Source organism: Cellulomonas sp. P5_C5 (assembly GCF_054049655.1).
Genome location: NZ_JBFULY010000005.1, coordinates 179,830 through 198,269, shown reverse-complemented (window position 1 = coordinate 198,269; position 18,440 = coordinate 179,830). Strand labels below are relative to the sequence as shown.

Below are 18,440 nucleotides of genomic sequence, written 5' to 3'. Positions count from 1 at the left end.
GATCGTGTCGATCGGGGAGGGCGGGCGCTCGGTGAGCGCGTCCGGGGTGGTGGGCGTCGTCGTCACCCGCTCGACCCTACTCGCGGGTACCCACGAGTCGAGCGCTCAGGCGCGCAGGCTCCAGCGCCACGCGTCCGGGCCGGGACGCAGGCCCACGCGGGTGCCGCGCATCGTTCGGCGCCGGTCCGCCCAGGGTGCCGAGACCGCATGGTCCCGCTCCTCGGCGAGCCGGGCGCGCTCGGAGGCCGCCGCCATCAGGCCCGCCACCAGGGCGGCCAGCTCCAGGTCGTCCGGGGTGCCGCGGACCACCTGCACGTCCGCGTCGCGCGTGCTCATGAGCTCCCCGTCACGTCGTCGCCGTCGTCGTCCTCGTCGTCGTCCTCCTCGAACGCGACCGCCGCTCCGCGCGACGCACCCCACTCGCCGACCTCGAAACCGGCGTCCACGAGCCGCTGCGCCAGGTCCGCGCCGCCCTGCTCGACGACGTCCAGCACGGACTCCAGGGACAGGTCCGACGTCCCCGGCGGCGGCCCGACGACGAACCCGAGGTGGAACGTGTCGAGCTCGGCGTCGCTGCGGGGTCCGTCGGCGTCGCCGTGCTCGTCGTCGCCCCACGACATGCCGGTGAGATCGGCGTGCAGGCCGAGCCGCTCGTGCAGCAGGTCGTACAGCTGCGCGTTCAGGCCGCCGATCTCCGACTCCAGCACGAGGATCCGGGGGTCCTCGTCGGCCTCCCGCGACCCGAACTCGGCGCGAACGCCCACCGCGGCGTCGACGTACCCGTGCAGTGCGGTCGCCAGGGCGGCGACGGCGGCGTGCAGGTCGGTCGCGTCGACGCCGACCAACGGCTCCGGGCCGTGCGAGAGCGGATCATGACCGCTCTGCTCGTCATGCTCGTCGTGCTCGTGGTCGCTCACAGCGGGATGTTCCCGTGCTTCTTGGGCGGCAGGCTCGCGCGCTTGGTGCGCAGCAGGCGCAAGGCCTTCGTGATCTCGGTGCGGGTCTGCGACGGCGGGATCACCGCGTCGACGTAGCCCCGGTCCGCCGCGTCCCACGGGTTCACGATCGCCTCCTCGTACTCGGCCGTCAGGCGCCGGCGCTCGGCCTCGACGTCGCCACCCTCGGCCGCGACGGACTTCAGGGCGCCGCGCTGCAGGATGTTCACGGCGCCACCGGCACCCATGACGGCGATCTGCGCGGTGGGCCAGGCCAGGTTCACGTCGGCGCCGAGCTGCTTGGAGCCCATGACGATGTAGGCGCCACCGTACGCCTTGCGGGTGATGACGGTGACGAGCGGGACGGTCGCCTCGGCGTACGCGTAGATGAGCTTGGCGCCGCGCCGGATGATGCCGTTCCACTCCTGGTCGGTGCCCGGCAGAAAGCCCGGCACGTCGACGAACGTGAGGACCGGGATGTTGAACGCGTCGCACGTCCGCACGAAGCGCGCGGCCTTCTCGGCGGCGTTGATGTCGAGCGTGCCGGCCATCGCCAGGGGCTGGTTGGCGACGATCCCGACCGGGTGCCCCTCGACGTGCCCGAAGCCGATCAGCACGTTCTTCGCGTACAGCGGCTGGACCTCCAGCAGGACCCCGTCGTCCAGCACGTGCTCCAGGACGGTGCGCATGTCGTACGGCTGGTTGTCCGAGTCGGGCAGGAGCGTGTCGAGCTCCTCGTCGGCCTCGCTGACCTCCAGGTCGGCCTCGTGGTCGAACGTCACCGGGTCGGTGAGGTTGTTCTGCGGGAGGTAGATCAGCAGGGAGCGCACGTAGTCGAGCGCGTCGTCCTCGTCGGACGCCATGTAGTGGGCGACCCCGGACCGGGTGTTGTGCGTCGTCGCGCCACCGAGCTCCTCGAACCCGACGTCCTCGCCGGTGACCGCGCGGATGACGTCGGGGCCCGTGATGAACATGTTGGAGGTGCCGTCGGCCATGACGATGAAGTCCGTCAGCGCGGGGGAGTACACCGCCCCGCCCGCCGACGGGCCCAGGATGAGGCTGATCTGCGGGATCACCCCGGACGCGGCGACGTTGCGACGGAAGATCTCCGCGAACTGCGTCAGCCCCGCGACACCCTCCTGGATCCGGGCGCCGCCGCCGTCGCTGATCCCGATCAGGGGGACGCCCGTGCGCAGCGCCAGGTCCATCACCTTCGTGATCTTCTGGCCGTGCACCTCGCCCAGGCTGCCGCCGAAGACCGTGAAGTCCTGCGAGTAGATGCACACCGGGCGGCCGTCGACCGTGCCGTGCCCGACGACCACGCCGTCGCCGGGGATGCGCTTCTTGTCGAGGCCGAAGTTCTGGGACCGGTGCCGGACGAACGCGTCCAGCTCGGTGAACGAGCCCGGGTCGAGGAGCTGCTCGATGCGCTCGCGGGCGGACCGCTTGCCGCGCGCGTGCTGCTTGTCGACGGCTCCCTGCTCGGCGGCCTCGGCCGCCTCGTAGCGGTCGGCGAGGTCGGCCAGCTTGGCGGCCGTGGTGCGCGGGGCCGTCTCGACGGGCTGTTGCGTGTCAGTCACTCGACCGAGGCTAGTTGTCGGAGCCCGACATGCACGTGCAGGCCGATCACGGTTCTGGTCGCGTCGGGGTGTCGGGTTCCCACAACGCGCGCCATCATGGGCGCTGTGTCTTTCATGCCCTCCCTCCGCGTCGCCGAGCTCCGCGACCTCCTCCTCGCCCCCGCCGGCCCGCTCACCCGGGTCGAGGTGGTCGACAGCACCGGGTCCACCAACACCGACCTGGCCGACGCCCTGCGCGCCGACCCGGCCTCGTGGCCGGACGCCAGCGTGCTCGTCGCAGAGCACCAGACCGGCGGCCGCGGCCGTGCCGGACGCTCGTGGGAGACGCCGCGCGGGACCGCGCTGACCTGCAGCTTCGTGGTCCGCCCGCCCGTCCCCGCCGCGTCGTTCGGCTGGATCTCGCTGCTCGCCGGGCTCGGCGCCGTCAACGCGCTGCGGGCCACCGCGGGCGTCCCCGCGACCCTGAAGTGGCCCAACGACCTGCTCGTGCCCGCCGGGACCGAGGTCGAGGGCTGGGGGGCCGCGCGCAAGGTCGGCGGGATCCTCACCGAGGTCGTCGCACTGCCGGCCGGGCAGCCGCCCGCGGTCGTCATCGGGATCGGGATCAACGTCCTGCAGGGTGCCGACGAGCTGCCCGTGGACAGCGCGACGTCACTCGCGCTCGCGGGCGCGCAGCACGTCGACCGGGAGGGGATGCTCGTCGCCCTCGTCGCCGCGCAGCTCGAGGTGGCCCAGCGGTGGCGCGACTCCGGCGGGGACGCCGTCGGCTCCGGGCTCGCCGACGAGGTCGCCGCCGTGTGCAGCACCCTCGGCACGCGGGTCCGGGTGGAGCTGCCGGGGGACGGGACCGTCAGCGGCCTCGCGGCGCGGCTCGACGACGACGGCGCCCTCGTGGTCGTCGACGACGACGGGGTGACCCACCGCGTGCTCGCGGGTGACGTACGCCACGTCCGCTCGGCCCGGTGAACTACCCTCGTCCCGTGCCGGACGATCGATCGCAGGACCTCGACTTCCTCGAGTCGACGGTGGGGGAGCTCGACGCCGAGCTGCTCGGCGGCCCCCGCACCCTCAGCGCGCACGACCTGGCCGAGCGCGCCGGCATCGACATCGACGTCGTCCGCGGCTTCTGGACCACGATGGGCCTGCCGCACGCCGACCCGGACGACCCGATCTACACCGAGCGCGACGCGGAGGCCATCGACCGCGCCGCGGCCCTGGTCCGCGAGCACGGGCTCGACCTGCGCACCGTCATCACCGTCACGCGCGCGCTGGGCCACACCTCCGACCGGCTCGCCCTGTGGCAGGTCGAGGCCCTCGTGGAGGACATGGCCGGCCGGTACGAGCTCGACGACACCTCCGCACGGCTGCTCGTCCTCGACCGCCTCGCGTCCCTCGCGCCCGTCCTCGAGGCGCAGCTGGTGCACTCCTACCGGCGCCAGCTCGCCGCGATCGCCGGCCGCTACGCCGGGGAGTTCGGCCAGCTCCGCGACCCCGGGCCCGACCGGACCGCCCTGCCCCTGGCCCGTGCCGTCGGGTTCGCCGACATGGTCTCGTTCACCCGCCGCACCGCAGGCCTCGGCTCCACCGACCTCTCGCAGTTCGTCCAGCGCTTCGAGGCGGCCGCCCGGGACATCGTCTCGGCCAACGGCGGCCGCGTGGTCAAGACCATCGGCGACGCGATCCTGTTCGTCGCGGACAGTGCCGCGACCGGTGCCCTGATCGCCCTCGACCTCGCGGACACCCTGGGCAAGGAGCTGGACGTCGACCGCGAGACCACGACCGGCGGGCTGTTCGAGGGTGCGCGTGGCGTGACGCCCGTGCGGGTCGGGCTCGTGTGGGGGCGGGTGCTGTCGCGGTTCGGCGACGTCTTCGGTCCGGATGTGAACCTGGCCGCGCGGCTCACCGACATCGCGGACCCCAGCACCGTGCTCGTCGACGAGGCGACCGCGGCCGTCCTGTCGGCCGACCCGCGCTTCGCGCTCGAGCCGCGCCCTGCCCGGCGGCTGGCCGGGATCGGGTCGGTGGCGCCGGTGCGGCTGCGGGCCGCGGACTAGTTTCGGACGGTGGCCAGCGCCGAGGAGATCGTCCGCTCCTACCCGTTCGACCCCGACGTCGCCGAGTGGCTCGTGCCACCGCAGTCGGGCGCCATCGTCGTCGCCGAGTACGACCCTGCCTGGCCCGACGCGTACGCGCGGCTCGCCGGCCTCGTCACGCAGGCGCTCGGCGACGAGGTGCTCGCACTGGAGCACGTCGGGTCGACGTCGGTCCCGGGCCTGGCCGCCAAGCCGGTGATCGACCTCGACCTGACCGTGGCCGACTCGGCCGACGAGGACCGGTACCGGCCGCAGCTGGAGGCCGCCGGCTTCACGCTCAGCCTGCGCGAGCGCGCCTGGCACCAGCACCGCCTGCTCACCCACGACGTGCCGCGCGCGAATCTGCACGTCTGGAGCCCGGGCTGTCCCGAGGTGGTCCGGCACGCCCTCCTGCGCGACTGGCTGCGCGAGCACCCCGAGGACCGCGCGGCCTACGCGGAGGCCAAGCGCGCGGCCGCGGACCGGCTGCGGACCGGTGGCGGTGGCCTGGTGTCGGACTACAACGACCTCAAGGCGCCGGTGATCCACCAGATCCTGGACCGCGTCTTCCGGGCCAACGGCCTGCTCTGACCCCGACCCCTACCGGGTGTCGTCCTGCGGGTCGACCTCGTCGACCAGCGACGTGCCGTTGTTGGCCACGCTGTTGACGGCCGTGGACACCGGGGTGGCGACGATGTCCGGTCCGGGCGTCTCCAGCAGCTCGCGGGCACCGTCGGCGCCGACGGCCGGGTCGAGCCAGGCCGACCAGGCGTCCGACCGCAGCATCAGCGGCTGGCGGTCGTGGATGTGGGCGAGCTCGGCAGAGGCGGGCCGCGTGATGACGGTGGCGCTGACCACCCAGCGGGCGGGGTCGTCGTCGGCCTTGGTGGGGTCCTTCCAGAACTCGTACAGGCCCGCGAGCGCGACGACGTCGCCGTCGGCGGGGTGCAGGTAGAAGGGCTGCTTGCGCTTGCCTGCAGGCCCGGGCGCGCCGGGTGCAGCCTTCTTCCACTCGTAGTAGCCGTCGGCGGGCAGGAGGGCGCGGCGGACGGCGAACGGACGGGCGAACGACGACTTCTCCTCGATCGACTCCACGCGGGCGTTGATCATCCGGCTGCCGACGGAGATGTCCTTCGCCCACGACGGCACCAGGCCCCAGCGGGCGACGCGCAGCTGCCGGGTGATCTCCCCGGTCTCCTTGTCCGCGCGCTCCACCACCATGCGGACGCCGTCGGTGGGCGCGACGTTCCAGGACGGGCCCAGCAGCCGGACGTCGTCGGCGACGGTCGCGATGGCGAACTCGTCGGCCAGCGCCTGGTCCTCACGGAAGGAGGCGTATCGACCACACATGGGGGCCAGCCTGCCAGGTGCGTGTGACATCACACCGCGCTGAGATCGAATCGATTCGTTATCTGTGGGAGAATCGTGCCAATGAGCTCGCGCACCACCTCCACCGCCCCGACCGGCCACGCGCCGGCCGCAGGCGTCGTACCCCCCGGGGTCGTGCCGGTGGTCGACGCCGCACCCGCCCCGCAGTACCGGCCGAACGCCAAGTACGTGCTGCTGCTGGGGCTGATGTGCGCCCTGCCGGCCATCTCCACGGACATCTACCTGCCGTCGCTGCCGGACGTCGCGAAGGACCTGAACACCTCCGCCACGGCGGCGCAGCTCACGATGACGGCGATGCTCATCGGCGGCGCCGTGGGTCAGCTGGTGATCGGGCCGCTGTCGGACCGGTTCGGGCGTCGCAAGCCCGTGCTGGTCGGTGTCTCGCTGCACGTCGTGACGTCGCTGCTGTGCGCGGTCGCCCCCGCGATCGTGCCGCTGATCGCGCTGCGCACCATGCAGGGGTTCTTCAACGCGTCGGCCACGGTCGTGGCCATGGCGGTCATCCGGGACCGGTTCGTCGGCTCGGACGCGTCGCGCCTGATGTCCCGGCTGATGCTCGTGATCGGGGTGGCGCCGCTGTTCGCGCCGTCGATCGGCGGCGTCATCGCAGGTCAGTGGGGCTGGCGCGGGGTGTTCGCGGCGCTCGCCGTGTTCGGGGTCGTGCTGTGGGTCGTGGTCTGGCGCCGGCTGCCCGAGACGCTCCCTCCGGGACGGCGTCGCGAGGGCGGGCTGGGCACCGCGCTGGCGGGCTACAGGAACCTGCTGCGCGACCGCCACTTCGTCGCCCTCGCGATCCTGCCGGGTCTCGGGGTCGCGGTGCTCATGAGCTACGTGGTGGCGTCCCCGTTCGTGCTGCGCGAGGGCTACGGGCTGTCCGCGCAGCAGTTCTCGCTGCTGTTCGCCGTCAACGGGATCGGTCTGGTCGCGGGCGCGCAGGTGAACGCCTCGCTGGTGCGGCGGGTGGCTCCGATCCGGATCGTGCGCGTGGTCCTGCCCGTCTCGGTGGTGCTCACGCTCGTGCTGCTGGCCATCGCGATCACCGGCTGGGGCGGGCTCGTCGCGCTGCTGGTGGTGCTCTGGCTCATCCTCGCGATGGTCAACTTCGTGCCGCCCAACGCCTCCGCGCTGGCCCTGAGCCGGCACGGGGAGGTCGCCGGCACGGCCGCCGCCGTCATCGGCGCGACGCAGGCCGGCGTGTCCGGCATCGTGAGCCCGCTGTCGGGCCTGCTGGGTGGCGACGCGGTCGCGATGGCGGCCGTCATGGTCGGCGCGTCCGTCGCGGCCCTGCTCGTGCTCGCGCTCGCGACGCCCGCGTACCACCGCGACGGCGCCTGGTCGGGCTGACCAGAGGCCCGGGTCAGCCCCGGTGCAGCCGGTGCAGGCCGGTCACGGCCTGCGTCAGCACCTCGTCGCGCTTGACGAACGTGAACCGCACCCAGGACCGCAGCGCGCGGTCGACGTCGGAGCCCGCGTGCGTGAACGCGGTGACGGGCACCCCGACCACGCCGGCCAGCCTGGGCAGGTCCCGGCACAGCGCGGCACCGTCGGTGTACCCGAGGGGCGCCGCGTCGGCGAGCACGAAGTAGGTGCCCTGCGGCCGGACGACCGCGAAGCCCGCATCCTCGAGCCCCGCGCAGAGCAGGTCCCGACGCCGGGACAGCGAGTGCGCCAGCTCGACCACCCAGGCGGCGACGTCCGGGTCCCGGAGGGCGAACGCGACCGCGGGCTGGAACGGCGCGCCGTTGACGTAGGTGAGGAACTGCTTGACGGTGCGGACCGCGGTGACCAGCGGCTCCGGCCCGGTCACCCAGCCGATCTTCCAGCCCGTGAACGAGAACGTCTTGCCGGCTGAGGAGATGGTCAGCGTGCGCTCGGCCATGCCGGGCAGCGTGGCGATGGGCACGTGCACGGCGCCCGACCCGTCCAGCACCAGGTGCTCGTACACCTCGTCGGTGACGACGAGGGCGTCGTGCTCGACGGCGAGCCGGGCGATCGCGGAGAGCTCGTCGCGGGTCAGCACCGTGCCGGTGGGGTTGTGCGGGGTGTTCACCAGGACCAGGCGGGTCCGCGGGGTGAACGCGGCGGCCAGGGCGTCGAGGTCGAGGCGGAAGCCGCTGTCGGTGGCGACCAGCGGGGCGGTCGTGTGGGTGGCACCCGCGAGCGCGACGACGGCCGCGTACGAGTCGTAGAAGGGTTCGAGGGTGAGCACCTCGTCGCCCGGTCCGGCGAGCGCGAGCACGGTGGCCGCGAGGGCCTCCGTCGCGCCGGCGGTGACCAGCACCTCCCGGTCGGGGTCCCAGGTCAGCCCGTACCGCGACGACTGGTGCTCGGCCACCGCCGCACGAAGCTCGGGGATCCCCGGGCCGGGCGGGTACTGGTTGGCGCCCGCCGCGATCGCGTCCGCGGCGGCCCGGGCGACCGACGCCGGTCCGTCCACGTCGGGGAAGCCCTGACCGAGGTTGACCGCCCCGGTACGGGCGGCGAGCGCGGACATCTCGGCGAACACCGTGGCCCGCGGGACGCCGTCGTCGCCCATCAGCCCGGTCGCGCGCGCGACGTCCTGCCAGCGGGGTGGGGTCATGGGTGAAGGCTAACGACGCGCGACTGTCAGGTCCTCGACGAGCCACTCCTCCCGCTGGGCGAGGGTCGGTGCCGGGGTGGTCATGGCGTGCGGGACGAACCGTGCGTAGAAGTCGGTGACCCAGCCGTCGGACTCCCGGATGCCGACACCCGCGGCGTGCTCACCGACGACCCAGGACCCGACGACGGCCTTGTTCCCGTCGAAGTCGGGCAGCGGGCACCACTGCTGGTAGAGGTAGCCCTCTCCGCCGTAGGGACCGGGCTGCGTGGACTCGATGCCGGCTGCGTGGATGCGGATGGCGTCGCCCTCGCGGCCGTGCAGCGGCTTGGCCACCCAGTCCACGAGGGTGCCGGGTGAGCCCAGGTACGACGGCAGCAGGTTCTCGTGGTGCGGGTAGAGGTGCCACAGCGCCGCCAGGAGCGCCTTGTTCGACAGGACGACCTTCCAGAGCGGCTCGATCCACGTGACCCTGCCCGGGTCGGCCGCGACGTGCCTGCCGAACTCCTCGCGCAGCATGTTCTCCCACGGGTAGAGCTTGAAGCAGGTCTCGATGCGCTCGTCGGCGAGGTCGACGAAGTCACCGGTGGCCGCGGCGAACCCGATGTCGCCGACGGTCAGGCCCACGGTCTCCAGACCGGCCTGCTGGGCCGTGTCCATGACGTACACGATCGTCATCCACTCCTCGTAGGCGGTGTCGTGGTCGATGTGCGCGAAGTGCACCCGGTTCGACGGGAGATCGGGACCGAGGAGCTGCCACCGGCGCACGAGCCGCTCGTGCAGCGAGTTGAACTGGTCGCGCTCGGGCAGCACGTCCTGCAACCAGAACCACTGCACGACGGACGACTCGATCAGGCCGGTCGGGGTGTCCGCGTTGTACTCGAGGAGCTTGGCCGGGCCGGTCCCGTCGTACGCGAGGTCGAACCGCCCGTACAGCGACGGGGGCCGCGCGGCGAGGCTCTCCCTGACCAGGTCGAACGTCCCCGCCGGCAGGCCCAGGGTGCCCATCGCACCCGTGGCCAGGAAGCGGGCCGCCTCCACGCACATCTGGTGCAGCTGCTCCGTGACGCTCTCCAGGTGCTCCACCTCGGGACCCGTGAGCTCGTAGTAGGCGCCCTCGAACCAGTACGGCACCTCGCCGCCGTCCTCGAGCCGCGTCGTCGGGTACGTCAGGCCCTGCGAGCGGACCGCGTCGAGGAACCCCGCACGGGGAGTGCACGCCAGTCGACGCACGGTCAGCCTCCGACGTGGCCGCTGGAGTGGAAGCCGAAGCCGCCGCGGGTGGTCGAGCCGGAGACCGTCCCCCCGTCGGCCGACACGCCACCCCTCACGGACGACGTCCCCACCGGCGGGATGCCCGAGCCGCTGGCCACGGTGTCGCCGACGGCGGGCGCGCTCGTGCCGCGCGCGAGGAAGAACCAGCCGTGCGAGCCGCCGACGTAGCCGGGGTCGGAGTCGTCGCAGCTCTCGTCGTCCAGCCGCGTCTGGGTGTCCTTGTCGATGCACACGCCCTGGTAGTCGGTGTTCGAGGCGCAGCCGGACAGCAGGAGGGCGACCGCGCTGGTGACGCCGAGAGTGATCGCCGTGGAGCGGCGGGGTGCGTGCATGGCGCACATCGTGCACGATCCGGCGGCCGTCGCGGAGGTCGTCGTCGAGAGACGGACGGCGTCGCCCCGACCGGGCCGGTCGATGACCGGCCCGACGTGCGTCCGCTCAGACCACGAGTCCGGCCGCGGCGCTCAGGCCCGCGACCACGACCAGTGCGAGGGACGCCCAGGCTCCGACGATCCACCACTCCACGTGGTGTCGCCGCAGAACCCGCTGCGCCTGTCGTTCGGCCATGCTCTGAAGATCGGCACGGGACCGCTCAGGTACAACATCCCGCGCCGACGAGCGTGGAATTCACCCGATCACCACGCAACGGATCGCCGTCCGGGCACAACCGGACGGCGATCGTTGCTGTGACGGGCCTGCCGCCCGCCGTCAGCTGTTCGCGGCGCTCTCGAGCTTGTCGCCGAGCGTGGTCAGCTGCTGCGCGAGCTGGTCGAGGGAGTCGGCGGCCTCGCCGGCGGCGTTCGACTTGGCGGCCTCGAGCTCGGCCTGGGCGTCGGCCACCTGTGCCTCGGCGTCGGCCAGCGCCTGCTTCGACGCGGCGTCTCCCTGGGCCCCGGCCTGCTCCAGCGCGGCCTGCGCGTCCGCCACGGCGGTCTGCGCGTCCGCGACGGCCTGGTCGGCCTGCGCCTTGGCCGTGTCGTCGAGGGAGCCGAGCTGCTCCTTGACGTCGGCGATCTTCTGCTCGGCGGCATCGGCCTCCGCCTTGGCGTCGTCGACCTGTGCCTTGAGGTCGTCGATCGCGCTGCGGGCCTCGCTCGCGGCGTCCTTGGCCTGCTGCGCGGCGTCGTCGATGTCCGCGTCGGAGCACGCGGCGAGGCCGAGGGCGAGGAGGGCGGCGACGACGGGGGCGCCGACTCGGGCCAGTCGAGGGCGGGTCGAGCTCATGTGTCCTCCGGGTGGGTCGTCGGGAGCGGGGTTCGGGCCCACAGTCTGCCCGGGGTCACGCCGACGCGCCCATCGGAGACGCGCCGACGCCCCGCCCGATGTCGTGGCGGGGCGTCGGGGGCGAGCAGCTACGCGACGGGGGAGGGGACCCGGTCGGTCGTGGGCTGCTCGCTGCGGCGGCTGCGGACGTCGGTCAGCGACGTGCCGTAGTAGGCCGCGGTCATCAGGTCCTTCATGTCCTCGATCATCGGCATCCGCGGGTTCGCGGGGGCGCACTGGTCCTCGTAGGCGCCCATCGCGACCTCGTCGAGCCGGGCGAGGAACTCCTGCTCGTCGACGCCCTGCGCGTGGAAGGACGCGGGGATGCCGACGCGGGCCCGCAGGGACTCCACGGCCAGCGCGTACGACTCGACGCCCTCCGCCGGCGTGGACGCGGGGAGCCCGAGCATCGCGGCGAGCTGCTGGAACCGCTCGGGTGCGACGTAGTGCTCGTACTTGGGCCAGCTGGTGAGCTTGGTGGGGACCGTGCCGTTGTAGCGGATGACGTGCGGCAGCAGGGTCGCGTTCGTGCGGCCGTGCACCAGGTGGTACGTCGAGCCGACGACGTGGGCCATCGCGTGCACGATGCCGAGGAACGAGTTGCCGAAGGCCATCCCGGCGATCGTGCCGGCGTTGTGCATGGTCTCGCGGGCGTCCTGGGTGGCCGGGTCGGCCGGGTCGCCGTTCACCGACGTGGCGAGGTTCTCGAAGATCAGGCGCACGGCCTGCATCGCCATGCCGTCCGTGAAGTCGTTGGCGTAGACGCTGACGTACGCCTCGGTGGCGTGCGTGAGGGCGTCGAACCCGGAGTCGGCGGCCAGCGACGGCGGCATCTTCGACGTGAGGACGGGGTCGATGATGGCGACCGACGGGGTCAGCGCGTAGTCGGCCAGCGGGTACTTCTTCCCGGTGGACGGGTCGCTGATCACCGCGAAGGGCGTCACCTCCGCGCCCGTGCCCGAGGTCGTCGGGATGCACACGAGCTGCGCCAGCTCGCCCAGCACGGGGAACTTGAAGGCGCGCTTGCGGACGTCGAAGAACTTCTGCTTGAGGTCGGAGAAGTGGATCTCCGGGTGCTCGTACAGCAGCCACATGACCTTCGCGGCGTCCATCGGCGAGCCACCGCCGAGCGCGATGATCGTGTCGGGCCGGAAGTGGCGCATCTGCGCGGCGCCCGCCTGGACGGTCTGCACGGACGGCTCGGGCTCGACCTGGTCGATGATCTGCAGCGCGACCTTGGACGACCGGCGGTTCAGGACGTCGATGATCTTGTCGACGAACCCGAGGGTCGTCATGGTCGCGTCGGTCACGATGGTCACGCGCTCGACGTCGGGCATGTCCGCGAGGTAGCGGATGGCGTTCGGCTCGAAGTACGTCTTGGCCGGCACCTTGAACCACTGCAGGTTGTTGTTCCGGCGGCCGATCCGCTTGATGTTCACCAGGTTCACCGCCGAGACGTTGTTGGACACCGAGTTGTGGCCGTAGGAGCCGCAGCCGAGCGTGAGCGACGGGATGAACGCGTTGTAGATGTCGCCGATGCCGCCCAGCGACGAGGGCGCGTTCGCGATGACCCGGACGGCCTTGACGCGGCTGCCGAACTCCTCGGTGAGGGCGTCGTCCTGCGTGTGGATGGCGGCGGAGTGGCCGAGGCCGTCGAACTCGACCATCTGCTCGGCCAGGCGGATGCCGTGCTCGGTGGACTCGGCGCGCAGCACGGCCAGCACCGGGGCCAGCTTCTCGCGCGTCAGCGGCTCCTGGGGGCCGACGCCGCTGACCTCGACCAGGATGATCGAGGTGTCCGCGGGGACCGTGAAGCCCGCCTGCTGCGCGATCCACTGCGGGGTCTGTCCGACGACGGACGCGTTGAGCCTGGCCTCGCCGCAGTTCTTGCCGTTGGCCTTGACCCCGAAGATGAACGACTCGAGCAGCGCCTTCTCCTTGGCGTTCGCCCGGTAGGCGTGCAGGACGGCGAACTCCGCGAGCGCGGCGTCGTAGATGACGTCGTCGAGGATCACGGCCTGCTCGGACGCGCAGACCATGCCGTTGTCGAACGCCTTGGACAGCACGACGTCGTTGACGGCCCGCTTGAGCTTCGCGGTCTTCTCGATGTACGCAGGCACGTTGCCCGCCCCGACGCCGAGCGCTGGCTTGCCGCACGAGTAGGCCGCGCGGACCATGGCGTTGCCGCCGGTGGCCAGGATGAGCGCGACGCCGGGGTGGTTCATGAGGGCCGTGGTCGCCTCGATCGACGGCGTCTCGACCCACTGGATGCAGTGCTCGGGCGCCCCGGCGGCCACGGCCGCGTCGCGCACCACGCGGGCGGCGGCGACGGAGGACTCCTGGGCGCTCGGGTGGAACGCGAACACGATCGGGTTGCGGGTCTTGAGCGCGATGAGCGACTTGAAGATGGTCGTCGAGGTCGGGTTGGTCACCGGGGTGACGCCGCAGACGACGCCGACGGGCTCCGCGATCTCGGTGATGCCGGTGAGGTCGTCACGGGAGATGACCCCGACCGACTTGAGGTTCGCCATCGAGTTGGTGACGTGCTCGCACGCGAAGATGTTCTTCACGGCCTTATCCTCGAACACGCCCCGGCCGGTCTCGTTCACGGCGAGAAGCGCCAGCTCGCCGTGCTTGTCCAGCGCGGCGACGGACGCCTTCTTGACCAGGTGGTCGACGTCCTCCTGCGTGAAGCGCGCGTACTCGTTCAGCGCCTTCGCGGCCTGGGCCACGAGCTGGTCGATCGCCGTGTCGATGTCGCTGCCTGTCGTGCTGACGGTCGTGCTGACGGTCCTGCTGGAGGTCACCGTTCATCTCCCTGTCGAGGCTGTCGGGCCCCCTTCGACCCGCTGACCTCGACGTTACGGAACGCGTGTGGCGCCCGTGATGGGCCGAAGGTCCTCGGGACGCACGACGGGCCGGTCCCCGGGTGGGGGCCGGCCCGTCGTACGCGAGCGTGCTGGTTACCGCTGGAGGGTCAGCAGACCTGGGCGGTAGGGCAGGTCGTTGTAGGCGGGGTTCTGGTTGGGGTCACGACCCTGGTAGAGCAGCTGCAGGTTGCAGGGGTCGATCGTCTTGGTCTGGTCAGGGTTGGACCGGACCAGGTCACCGTGGCTGATGTCGTTGGTCCACGTCGCACCGCTGTTGGCCTTGCCCGCGAACGGGTTGCTCTCGCTGGCGGCCTGCGGCGTCCAGGTGCCGTCGAGGCTGGAGGACGTGAACGAGCGGAAGTACCGCCCGCCCGAGCCCATCGCCTCGACGATCATCAGGTACTGGTTCTGACCGGCGACCTTGTAGACCTCCACGCCCTCGAACAGGTTGGCCTGGGTGTCGCTCATGATCGTCGTGTAGTTCGACCCGAAGCTGCTCGGGAAGTTCCCGATCGGCATGCTCGCCCGGTAGATCTTCCCGTTGTCGCCGGCGAAGAACAGGTACATGTTCTGCCCGTCACCGATGAGCGTCTGGTCGATCGGACCGGTCCCGGACCCGGAGATGCTGCCCGTGAACAGCGGCTGCGGCGACGACCACGAGTTCACGTTCGTCGGGTCGGTCGAGGTCCGGTAGATGAACGGCCACTGACCCCACTGGTAGGCCAGCACCCAGATGTTCTTGGGCGCGAAGTAGAACAGCGTGGGAGCGACCGTGCCCGACGGGAGCGCGTTCTGGCTCGCGCTGGCCATGTCCGACCAGTTCGTGAACGGGCTGAACGCCATCGAGCCGTAGTTTCCGTTCGCGACGTTCGACGCGTACACGATGTGCTTGCCGTTGTAGACGACGTTCGTGAAGTCCTTCAGCGACGTCCAGCCCGACTTCGGCTGGGCCAGGACGCCGGAGGAGGTCCACCGGTAGCTCGACGGCAGGGAGCACGTCGGGGTGCTGGTGGGTGTCGGGGTCGGGGTGACGGTCGGGGTCGGCGTCGGGTTGGTGGTCGGGCTCGTCGTCGGAGTCGGAGTCGGGGTGGGTGTGACACCCCCGTTGCACACGGTTCCGTTCAGGCTGAAGCTCGTCGGCGACGGGTTGGTGCCGCTGTACGCGCCGTTGAACCCGAACTCGATGGTCCCGCCCGCGGGGATCTGCGGGTTGTAGCCGACGTTCTTCGCCGTGACCTGGTTGCCGCTCTGCGTCGCGGTCGTGCTCCACGCCTGCGTGATGGTCTGGTTGCCGGGGAAGGCCCAGGTGAGCGTCCACCCGTTGATCGCCGACCCCAGGTTGGTGATCTTGACGCTGGCGGTGAAGCCGGTGCTCCACGAGGTCGCGGTGTAGCCGACCGAGCAGCCCGTGCCGGGTCCCGAGGTCGGGGTCGGTGTGGGGGTGGTCGGCGTCGGGTCGGGTGTGGTGGGAGTCGGGTTCGGCGTCGTCGGGTTCTGGGTCGGCGTCGCCGCGTTCAGGGCGTTCAGGACCGAGGTGTAGGCGGCCTTCTTGTTGCCCGAGGAGTCGAACAGCAGGGGGTTGGCGCCGGTGCGCCACGAGTCGTTGTCCCGGACGCCCCACACGGTGATGCCGGTGCAGCGGGCGACGGCCAGGCACGCGCGGGTGACGGTCTGGTAGATGTTCGCCTGGTTGCCACCCTGCTCGACGTCGAGCTCGGTGATCTGCACGTCCACGCCGAGGTCCGCGAACCGCTGGATGTTCGCCTGGTAGTCGCTCGCGATGGTGGTGCCCAGGTGGCTCTGCAGACCGACGCAGTCGATCGGGACGCCACGGGACTTGAAGTCCTTGACCATGTTGTAGATGCCGGTGGACTTCGCGTTGATGCCGTCGGTGTTGTAGTCGTTGTAGCAGAGCTTGGCGCCGGGGTCGGCGGCACGGGCGGCGCGGAACGCGGCCTCGATCCAGTCGTTGCCGGTGCGCTGCAGGGCGGAGTCACGACGCCCGCCGGAGCCTCCGTCGGCGAACGCCTCGTTGACCACGTCCCAGGCGTAGACCTTGCCCTTGTAGTACGTCGCGACCTTGGTCACGTGGTTGATCGCGGCGTTGCGCAGGGCGGTGCCGGACAGGCCCTGGGCCCAGCCGGGCATCTGGTTGTGCCAGAGCAGGGCGTGGCCGCGGACCTGCTTGCCGTTGTTGCGGGCCCAGTTCACGATCTGGTCCCCGCGGCTGTAGCTGAACGAGTTCTGCGAGGGCTCGGTCGCGTCCCACTTCATCTCGTTCTCGGCCGTGATCATGGTGAACTCACGGTTCGCGACCGTCGTGTAGGTCGAGTCGCTCAGCTTTCCCGCGGCGATCGCGGTGCCGTAGTACCGGCCCGACTGTGCGGCGGCCGCGCCGAGCGTGCTGGCGGCTGCCTGTGCGGGGAGAGCCGCGGCCAGGCCGGCCGCGGCCACCGCGAGGCTCAGGGATGCGGCGACGAGGGAGCGTCGCCCTCGTCGTGGTGTCGTGGTCATGGAGCACCTCTCTGGGAGCACCGCCCGGGGGTCCGGCGGTGTGTGCTGTCGGCCGGGGAGCTCGCGGACGGACGGCATCGGGCGCCCACGAAGCTGCAGGTCGCATGGCTGGGTACCGTGAGATCAGCCGTGTGAGCGCTCACATTTGCACGACGGTGGGTGGGGGACCAGGGGTAAAACGTTTCGCCTTTTAACGATCCAAGGTGGGCGCCGCAGGGTGGCTAGCGCCGCTGCACGCGGGTGACCCACGACGACGACAGGCTCTCGTCCTCCAGGTCGAGCTCCCGCATCATCCGGCGCATCACGGCCTCGTCGAGCTCCCCGGAGTCCCGGCGGTCCATGAGGACCTCGCGCTGCGCGGCGACGATCTCGCGGCGCAGGCGCTGCGTGCGCAGGCCCTCCTCGGCGGTGGGGACCTGCGACGGGCTGACCTGGCGCATCACGCCGGTCAGCCCCGGCGGCTCGACGGGCTCGTCGGGCAGCAGCTCGTCGGCCGAGTCCGGGTCGAGCATGACCGCGGCCGCGGTCGCGCGGGCACGCCAGGCCGCAGACATGCGTTCGATGAGCTCCTCGGCGCGCTCCGGTCCGAGGTGCTTGCCCCAGTCGTCGCGCTGCCGTTCCAGCACCTCCTGCACCGCGTCGGCCGTCGCGACGCGGACGGCCGCTTCCTGCGCGGCGTCGCGCACGGACTCGTCGGCCGACCCGACACCGAGCCGCCGGATCACCCACGGCAGGGTCAGTCCCTGGATCAGCAGCGTGCCGATGGCCACCGTGTAGGCGGCGAGCTGGATCGTGGCGCGCTCGGGGAAGGGCGCGCCGTTGCTGGTGAGCGGGATGGCGGCGGCGGCGGCCAGCGTCACCACGCCGCGCATCCCCGCCCACGACACCACCGCCGACTCGCGCGTGCTCAACGCGTCCCCGGGTGGTCGGTGGCTGCCGCGCAGGCGCAGGAGGTCGAACCGTGCGGTGACGAAGATGTAGGCCGGCCGCACCAGGATGGCGACGAGCAGGACGAGGAGCGAGACCGCGATCCCGTGCCGGAGCCCCTGGTCGGAGGCGATGACGTCGCGCACCACCCACGGGAGCTGCATGCCGATGAGCGCGAACGTGAACGCCTCGAGCAGGAGGTCGACCGTCGACCAGATCGGCTCCTCGTAGAGCCGCGTCGCGTAGCCCGCGCGCGGCGAGGTGTGGCCGAGGTAGAGGCCCGCCGCGACGACGGCCAGCACGCCCGAGCCGGCCAGGGCCTCCGCGGACCAGTACGCGGCGAACGGCGTGAGCAGCCCGACCGCGGAGGCGACCACGGGGTCGTCGAGGCGCAGCCGGACCAGGTGCACGACGAACGCGATGGCGAGCCCGACCGCCACCCCGGCGCCCACCGCGAGCGCGAAGATCGTCAGCCCCTCGGCGAACGCCCACGCGCCCGTCGCGACGCCGGCGAGGGCGACCTTGTAGAGCGTGAGGGAGGTGGCGTCGTTGATGAGGCTCTCGCCGGACAGCAGCGTCATGACGCGGCGGGGGAGCCCCAGGCGCTTGCCGACGGCCGCTGCGGCGACCGCGTCCGGCGGCGCGACGACCGCACCCAGGACGAGCGCCGCCAGGAACGGGACGGCGGGCTCCGTCCACCAGAACACCAGCGCGACAGCCGCGGCACTCACCACCACGAGCCCGACGCCGAGCCGGGTGATCGAGTTCAGCGACGTCCGGAAGTCGCGGTAGGAGCTCGACAGCGCCGCGGAGTAGAGCAGGGGCGGGAGCACGAAGTCGAGCAGGATCTCCGGCTCGATCTCGAAGCGCGGGATCGCCGGCACGAACGAGACGACGATCGCGGCGGCCACGAGGACGAGCGGTGCCGGCCACCCGCGCCGTCGGCACACCGCGGTGACCGCGACCGCGCCCGCGACCAGCAGGAAGACCTCGACGCTGTGCACGCAGAGCCCCTCCGTCCGCCGGTGTCGCTCCTC

The 18,440-nt window shown here is 71.8% G+C and carries 16 protein-coding genes; 4 read left to right on the top strand and 12 right to left on the bottom strand.

Going from position 1 to position 18,440, the window contains the following annotated elements:
• Positions 1-105: 105 nt before the first annotated feature.
• From ACXJKF_RS06985 to ACXJKF_RS06975, 3 genes are read right to left on the bottom strand one after another with little or no spacing between them, the layout of a single operon-like run.
• The gene (locus ACXJKF_RS06985; RefSeq protein WP_456787005.1) at positions 106-336 is read right to left on the bottom strand and encodes an acyl-CoA carboxylase subunit epsilon; all 231 of its coding nucleotides are present in this window, start codon (positions 334-336) and stop codon (positions 106-108) included.
• Positions 333-917: a hypothetical protein gene (locus ACXJKF_RS06980; RefSeq protein WP_456787004.1), complete on the bottom strand. Its 585-nt coding sequence runs from the start codon at positions 915-917 to the stop codon at positions 333-335. The genes ACXJKF_RS06985 and ACXJKF_RS06980 overlap by 4 nt, the downstream gene beginning before the upstream one ends.
• Complete coding sequence (locus ACXJKF_RS06975) at positions 914-2,515, bottom strand: acyl-CoA carboxylase subunit beta (protein ID WP_456787003.1); 1,602 nt, start codon at positions 2,513-2,515, stop codon at positions 914-916. The genes ACXJKF_RS06980 and ACXJKF_RS06975 overlap by 4 nt, the downstream gene beginning before the upstream one ends.
• A 114-nt stretch (positions 2,516-2,629) precedes the next feature.
• On the opposite strand from ACXJKF_RS06975, the gene ACXJKF_RS06970 reads away from it, so the two are divergent.
• From ACXJKF_RS06970 to ACXJKF_RS06960, 3 genes are read left to right on the top strand one after another with little or no spacing between them, the layout of a single operon-like run.
• Complete coding sequence (locus ACXJKF_RS06970; RefSeq protein ID WP_456787002.1) at positions 2,630-3,481, top strand: biotin--[acetyl-CoA-carboxylase] ligase; 852 nt, start codon at positions 2,630-2,632, stop codon at positions 3,479-3,481.
• Positions 3,482-3,495: 14 nt separating this feature from the next.
• Positions 3,496-4,569: an adenylate/guanylate cyclase domain-containing protein gene (locus ACXJKF_RS06965; protein WP_456787001.1), complete on the top strand. Its 1,074-nt coding sequence runs from the start codon at positions 3,496-3,498 to the stop codon at positions 4,567-4,569.
• 9 nt (positions 4,570-4,578) lie between these two features.
• Complete coding sequence (locus tag ACXJKF_RS06960; RefSeq protein WP_456787000.1) at positions 4,579-5,178, top strand: GrpB family protein; 600 nt, start codon at positions 4,579-4,581, stop codon at positions 5,176-5,178.
• Positions 5,179-5,187: 9 nt separating this feature from the next.
• Here ACXJKF_RS06960 and ACXJKF_RS06955 read toward each other — a convergent pair whose 3' ends face one another.
• Positions 5,188-5,937: an SOS response-associated peptidase gene (locus tag ACXJKF_RS06955; RefSeq protein ID WP_456786999.1), complete on the bottom strand. Its 750-nt coding sequence runs from the start codon at positions 5,935-5,937 to the stop codon at positions 5,188-5,190.
• Positions 5,938-6,018: 81 nt separating this feature from the next.
• Between ACXJKF_RS06955 and ACXJKF_RS06950 the strand changes: the two genes are divergently transcribed.
• Positions 6,019-7,320 (top strand): multidrug effflux MFS transporter, encoded by a 1,302-nt coding sequence (locus ACXJKF_RS06950; RefSeq protein WP_456786998.1) that lies wholly within the window; start codon positions 6,019-6,021, stop codon positions 7,318-7,320.
• A gap of 13 nt (positions 7,321-7,333) precedes the next feature.
• On the opposite strand, the gene ACXJKF_RS06945 is transcribed toward ACXJKF_RS06950, so the two are convergent.
• The 8 genes from ACXJKF_RS06945 to ACXJKF_RS06910 form a co-directional block, all read right to left on the bottom strand.
• Positions 7,334-8,557 carry a pyridoxal phosphate-dependent aminotransferase gene (locus ACXJKF_RS06945; protein WP_456786997.1) on the bottom strand — a complete coding sequence of 408 codons (1,224 nt, stop codon included), beginning with the start codon at positions 8,555-8,557 and terminating at the stop codon, positions 7,334-7,336.
• A 9-nt stretch (positions 8,558-8,566) separates the two neighbouring features.
• Positions 8,567-9,787, bottom strand: coding sequence for a glutathionylspermidine synthase family protein (locus ACXJKF_RS06940; RefSeq protein WP_456786996.1), 1,221 nt, complete (start codon positions 9,785-9,787; stop codon positions 8,567-8,569).
• A gap of 2 nt (positions 9,788-9,789) precedes the next feature.
• Positions 9,790-10,161: a hypothetical protein gene (locus ACXJKF_RS06935; protein ID WP_456786995.1), complete on the bottom strand. Its 372-nt coding sequence runs from the start codon at positions 10,159-10,161 to the stop codon at positions 9,790-9,792.
• A 106-nt stretch (positions 10,162-10,267) separates the two neighbouring features.
• The gene (locus tag ACXJKF_RS06930) at positions 10,268-10,396 is read right to left on the bottom strand and encodes a molybdopterin oxidoreductase (protein ID WP_456786994.1); all 129 of its coding nucleotides are present in this window, start codon (positions 10,394-10,396) and stop codon (positions 10,268-10,270) included.
• Positions 10,397-10,537: 141 nt separating this feature from the next.
• A complete protein-coding gene (locus tag ACXJKF_RS06925; protein ID WP_456786993.1) occupies positions 10,538-11,053 on the bottom strand; it encodes a hypothetical protein in 516 nt (171 codons plus the stop codon).
• A gap of 128 nt (positions 11,054-11,181) precedes the next feature.
• The gene (gene adhE / locus ACXJKF_RS06920; RefSeq protein WP_456786992.1) at positions 11,182-13,899 is read right to left on the bottom strand and encodes a bifunctional acetaldehyde-CoA/alcohol dehydrogenase; all 2,718 of its coding nucleotides are present in this window, start codon (positions 13,897-13,899) and stop codon (positions 11,182-11,184) included.
• Between the two features lie 156 nt (positions 13,900-14,055).
• Positions 14,056-16,476, bottom strand: a complete 2,421-nt coding sequence (locus ACXJKF_RS06915; RefSeq protein WP_456786991.1) for a non-reducing end alpha-L-arabinofuranosidase family hydrolase — start codon at positions 16,474-16,476, stop codon at positions 14,056-14,058.
• Positions 16,477-16,697: 221 nt separating this feature from the next.
• Positions 16,698-18,407: a cation:proton antiporter gene (locus ACXJKF_RS06910; RefSeq protein WP_456786990.1), complete on the bottom strand. Its 1,710-nt coding sequence runs from the start codon at positions 18,405-18,407 to the stop codon at positions 16,698-16,700.
• Positions 18,408-18,440 lie beyond the last annotated feature (33 nt).

What these genes read in the sequence shown, in the direction of transcription:
- ACXJKF_RS06985 (WP_456787005.1), bottom strand. Translation starts at nt 336, where the DNA reads ATGAGCACGCGCGACGCGGACGTGCAGGTGGTCCGCGGCACCCCGGAC.
- ACXJKF_RS06970 (WP_456787002.1), top strand. Translation starts at nt 2,630, where the DNA reads ATGCCCTCCCTCCGCGTCGCCGAGCTCCGCGACCTCCTCCTCGCCCCC.
- ACXJKF_RS06955 (WP_456786999.1), bottom strand. Translation starts at nt 5,937, where the DNA reads ATGTGTGGTCGATACGCCTCCTTCCGTGAGGACCAGGCGCTGGCCGAC.
- ACXJKF_RS06950 (WP_456786998.1), top strand. Translation starts at nt 6,019, where the DNA reads ATGAGCTCGCGCACCACCTCCACCGCCCCGACCGGCCACGCGCCGGCC.
- ACXJKF_RS06945 (WP_456786997.1), bottom strand. Translation starts at nt 8,557, where the DNA reads ATGACCCCACCCCGCTGGCAGGACGTCGCGCGCGCGACCGGGCTGATG.
- ACXJKF_RS06935 (WP_456786995.1), bottom strand. Translation starts at nt 10,161, where the DNA reads ATGCACGCACCCCGCCGCTCCACGGCGATCACTCTCGGCGTCACCAGC.
- ACXJKF_RS06930 (WP_456786994.1), bottom strand. Translation starts at nt 10,396, where the DNA reads ATGGCCGAACGACAGGCGCAGCGGGTTCTGCGGCGACACCACGTGGAG.
- ACXJKF_RS06925 (WP_456786993.1), bottom strand. Translation starts at nt 11,053, where the DNA reads ATGAGCTCGACCCGCCCTCGACTGGCCCGAGTCGGCGCCCCCGTCGTC.
- ACXJKF_RS06915 (WP_456786991.1), bottom strand. Translation starts at nt 16,476, where the DNA reads ATGACCACGACACCACGACGAGGGCGACGCTCCCTCGTCGCCGCATCC.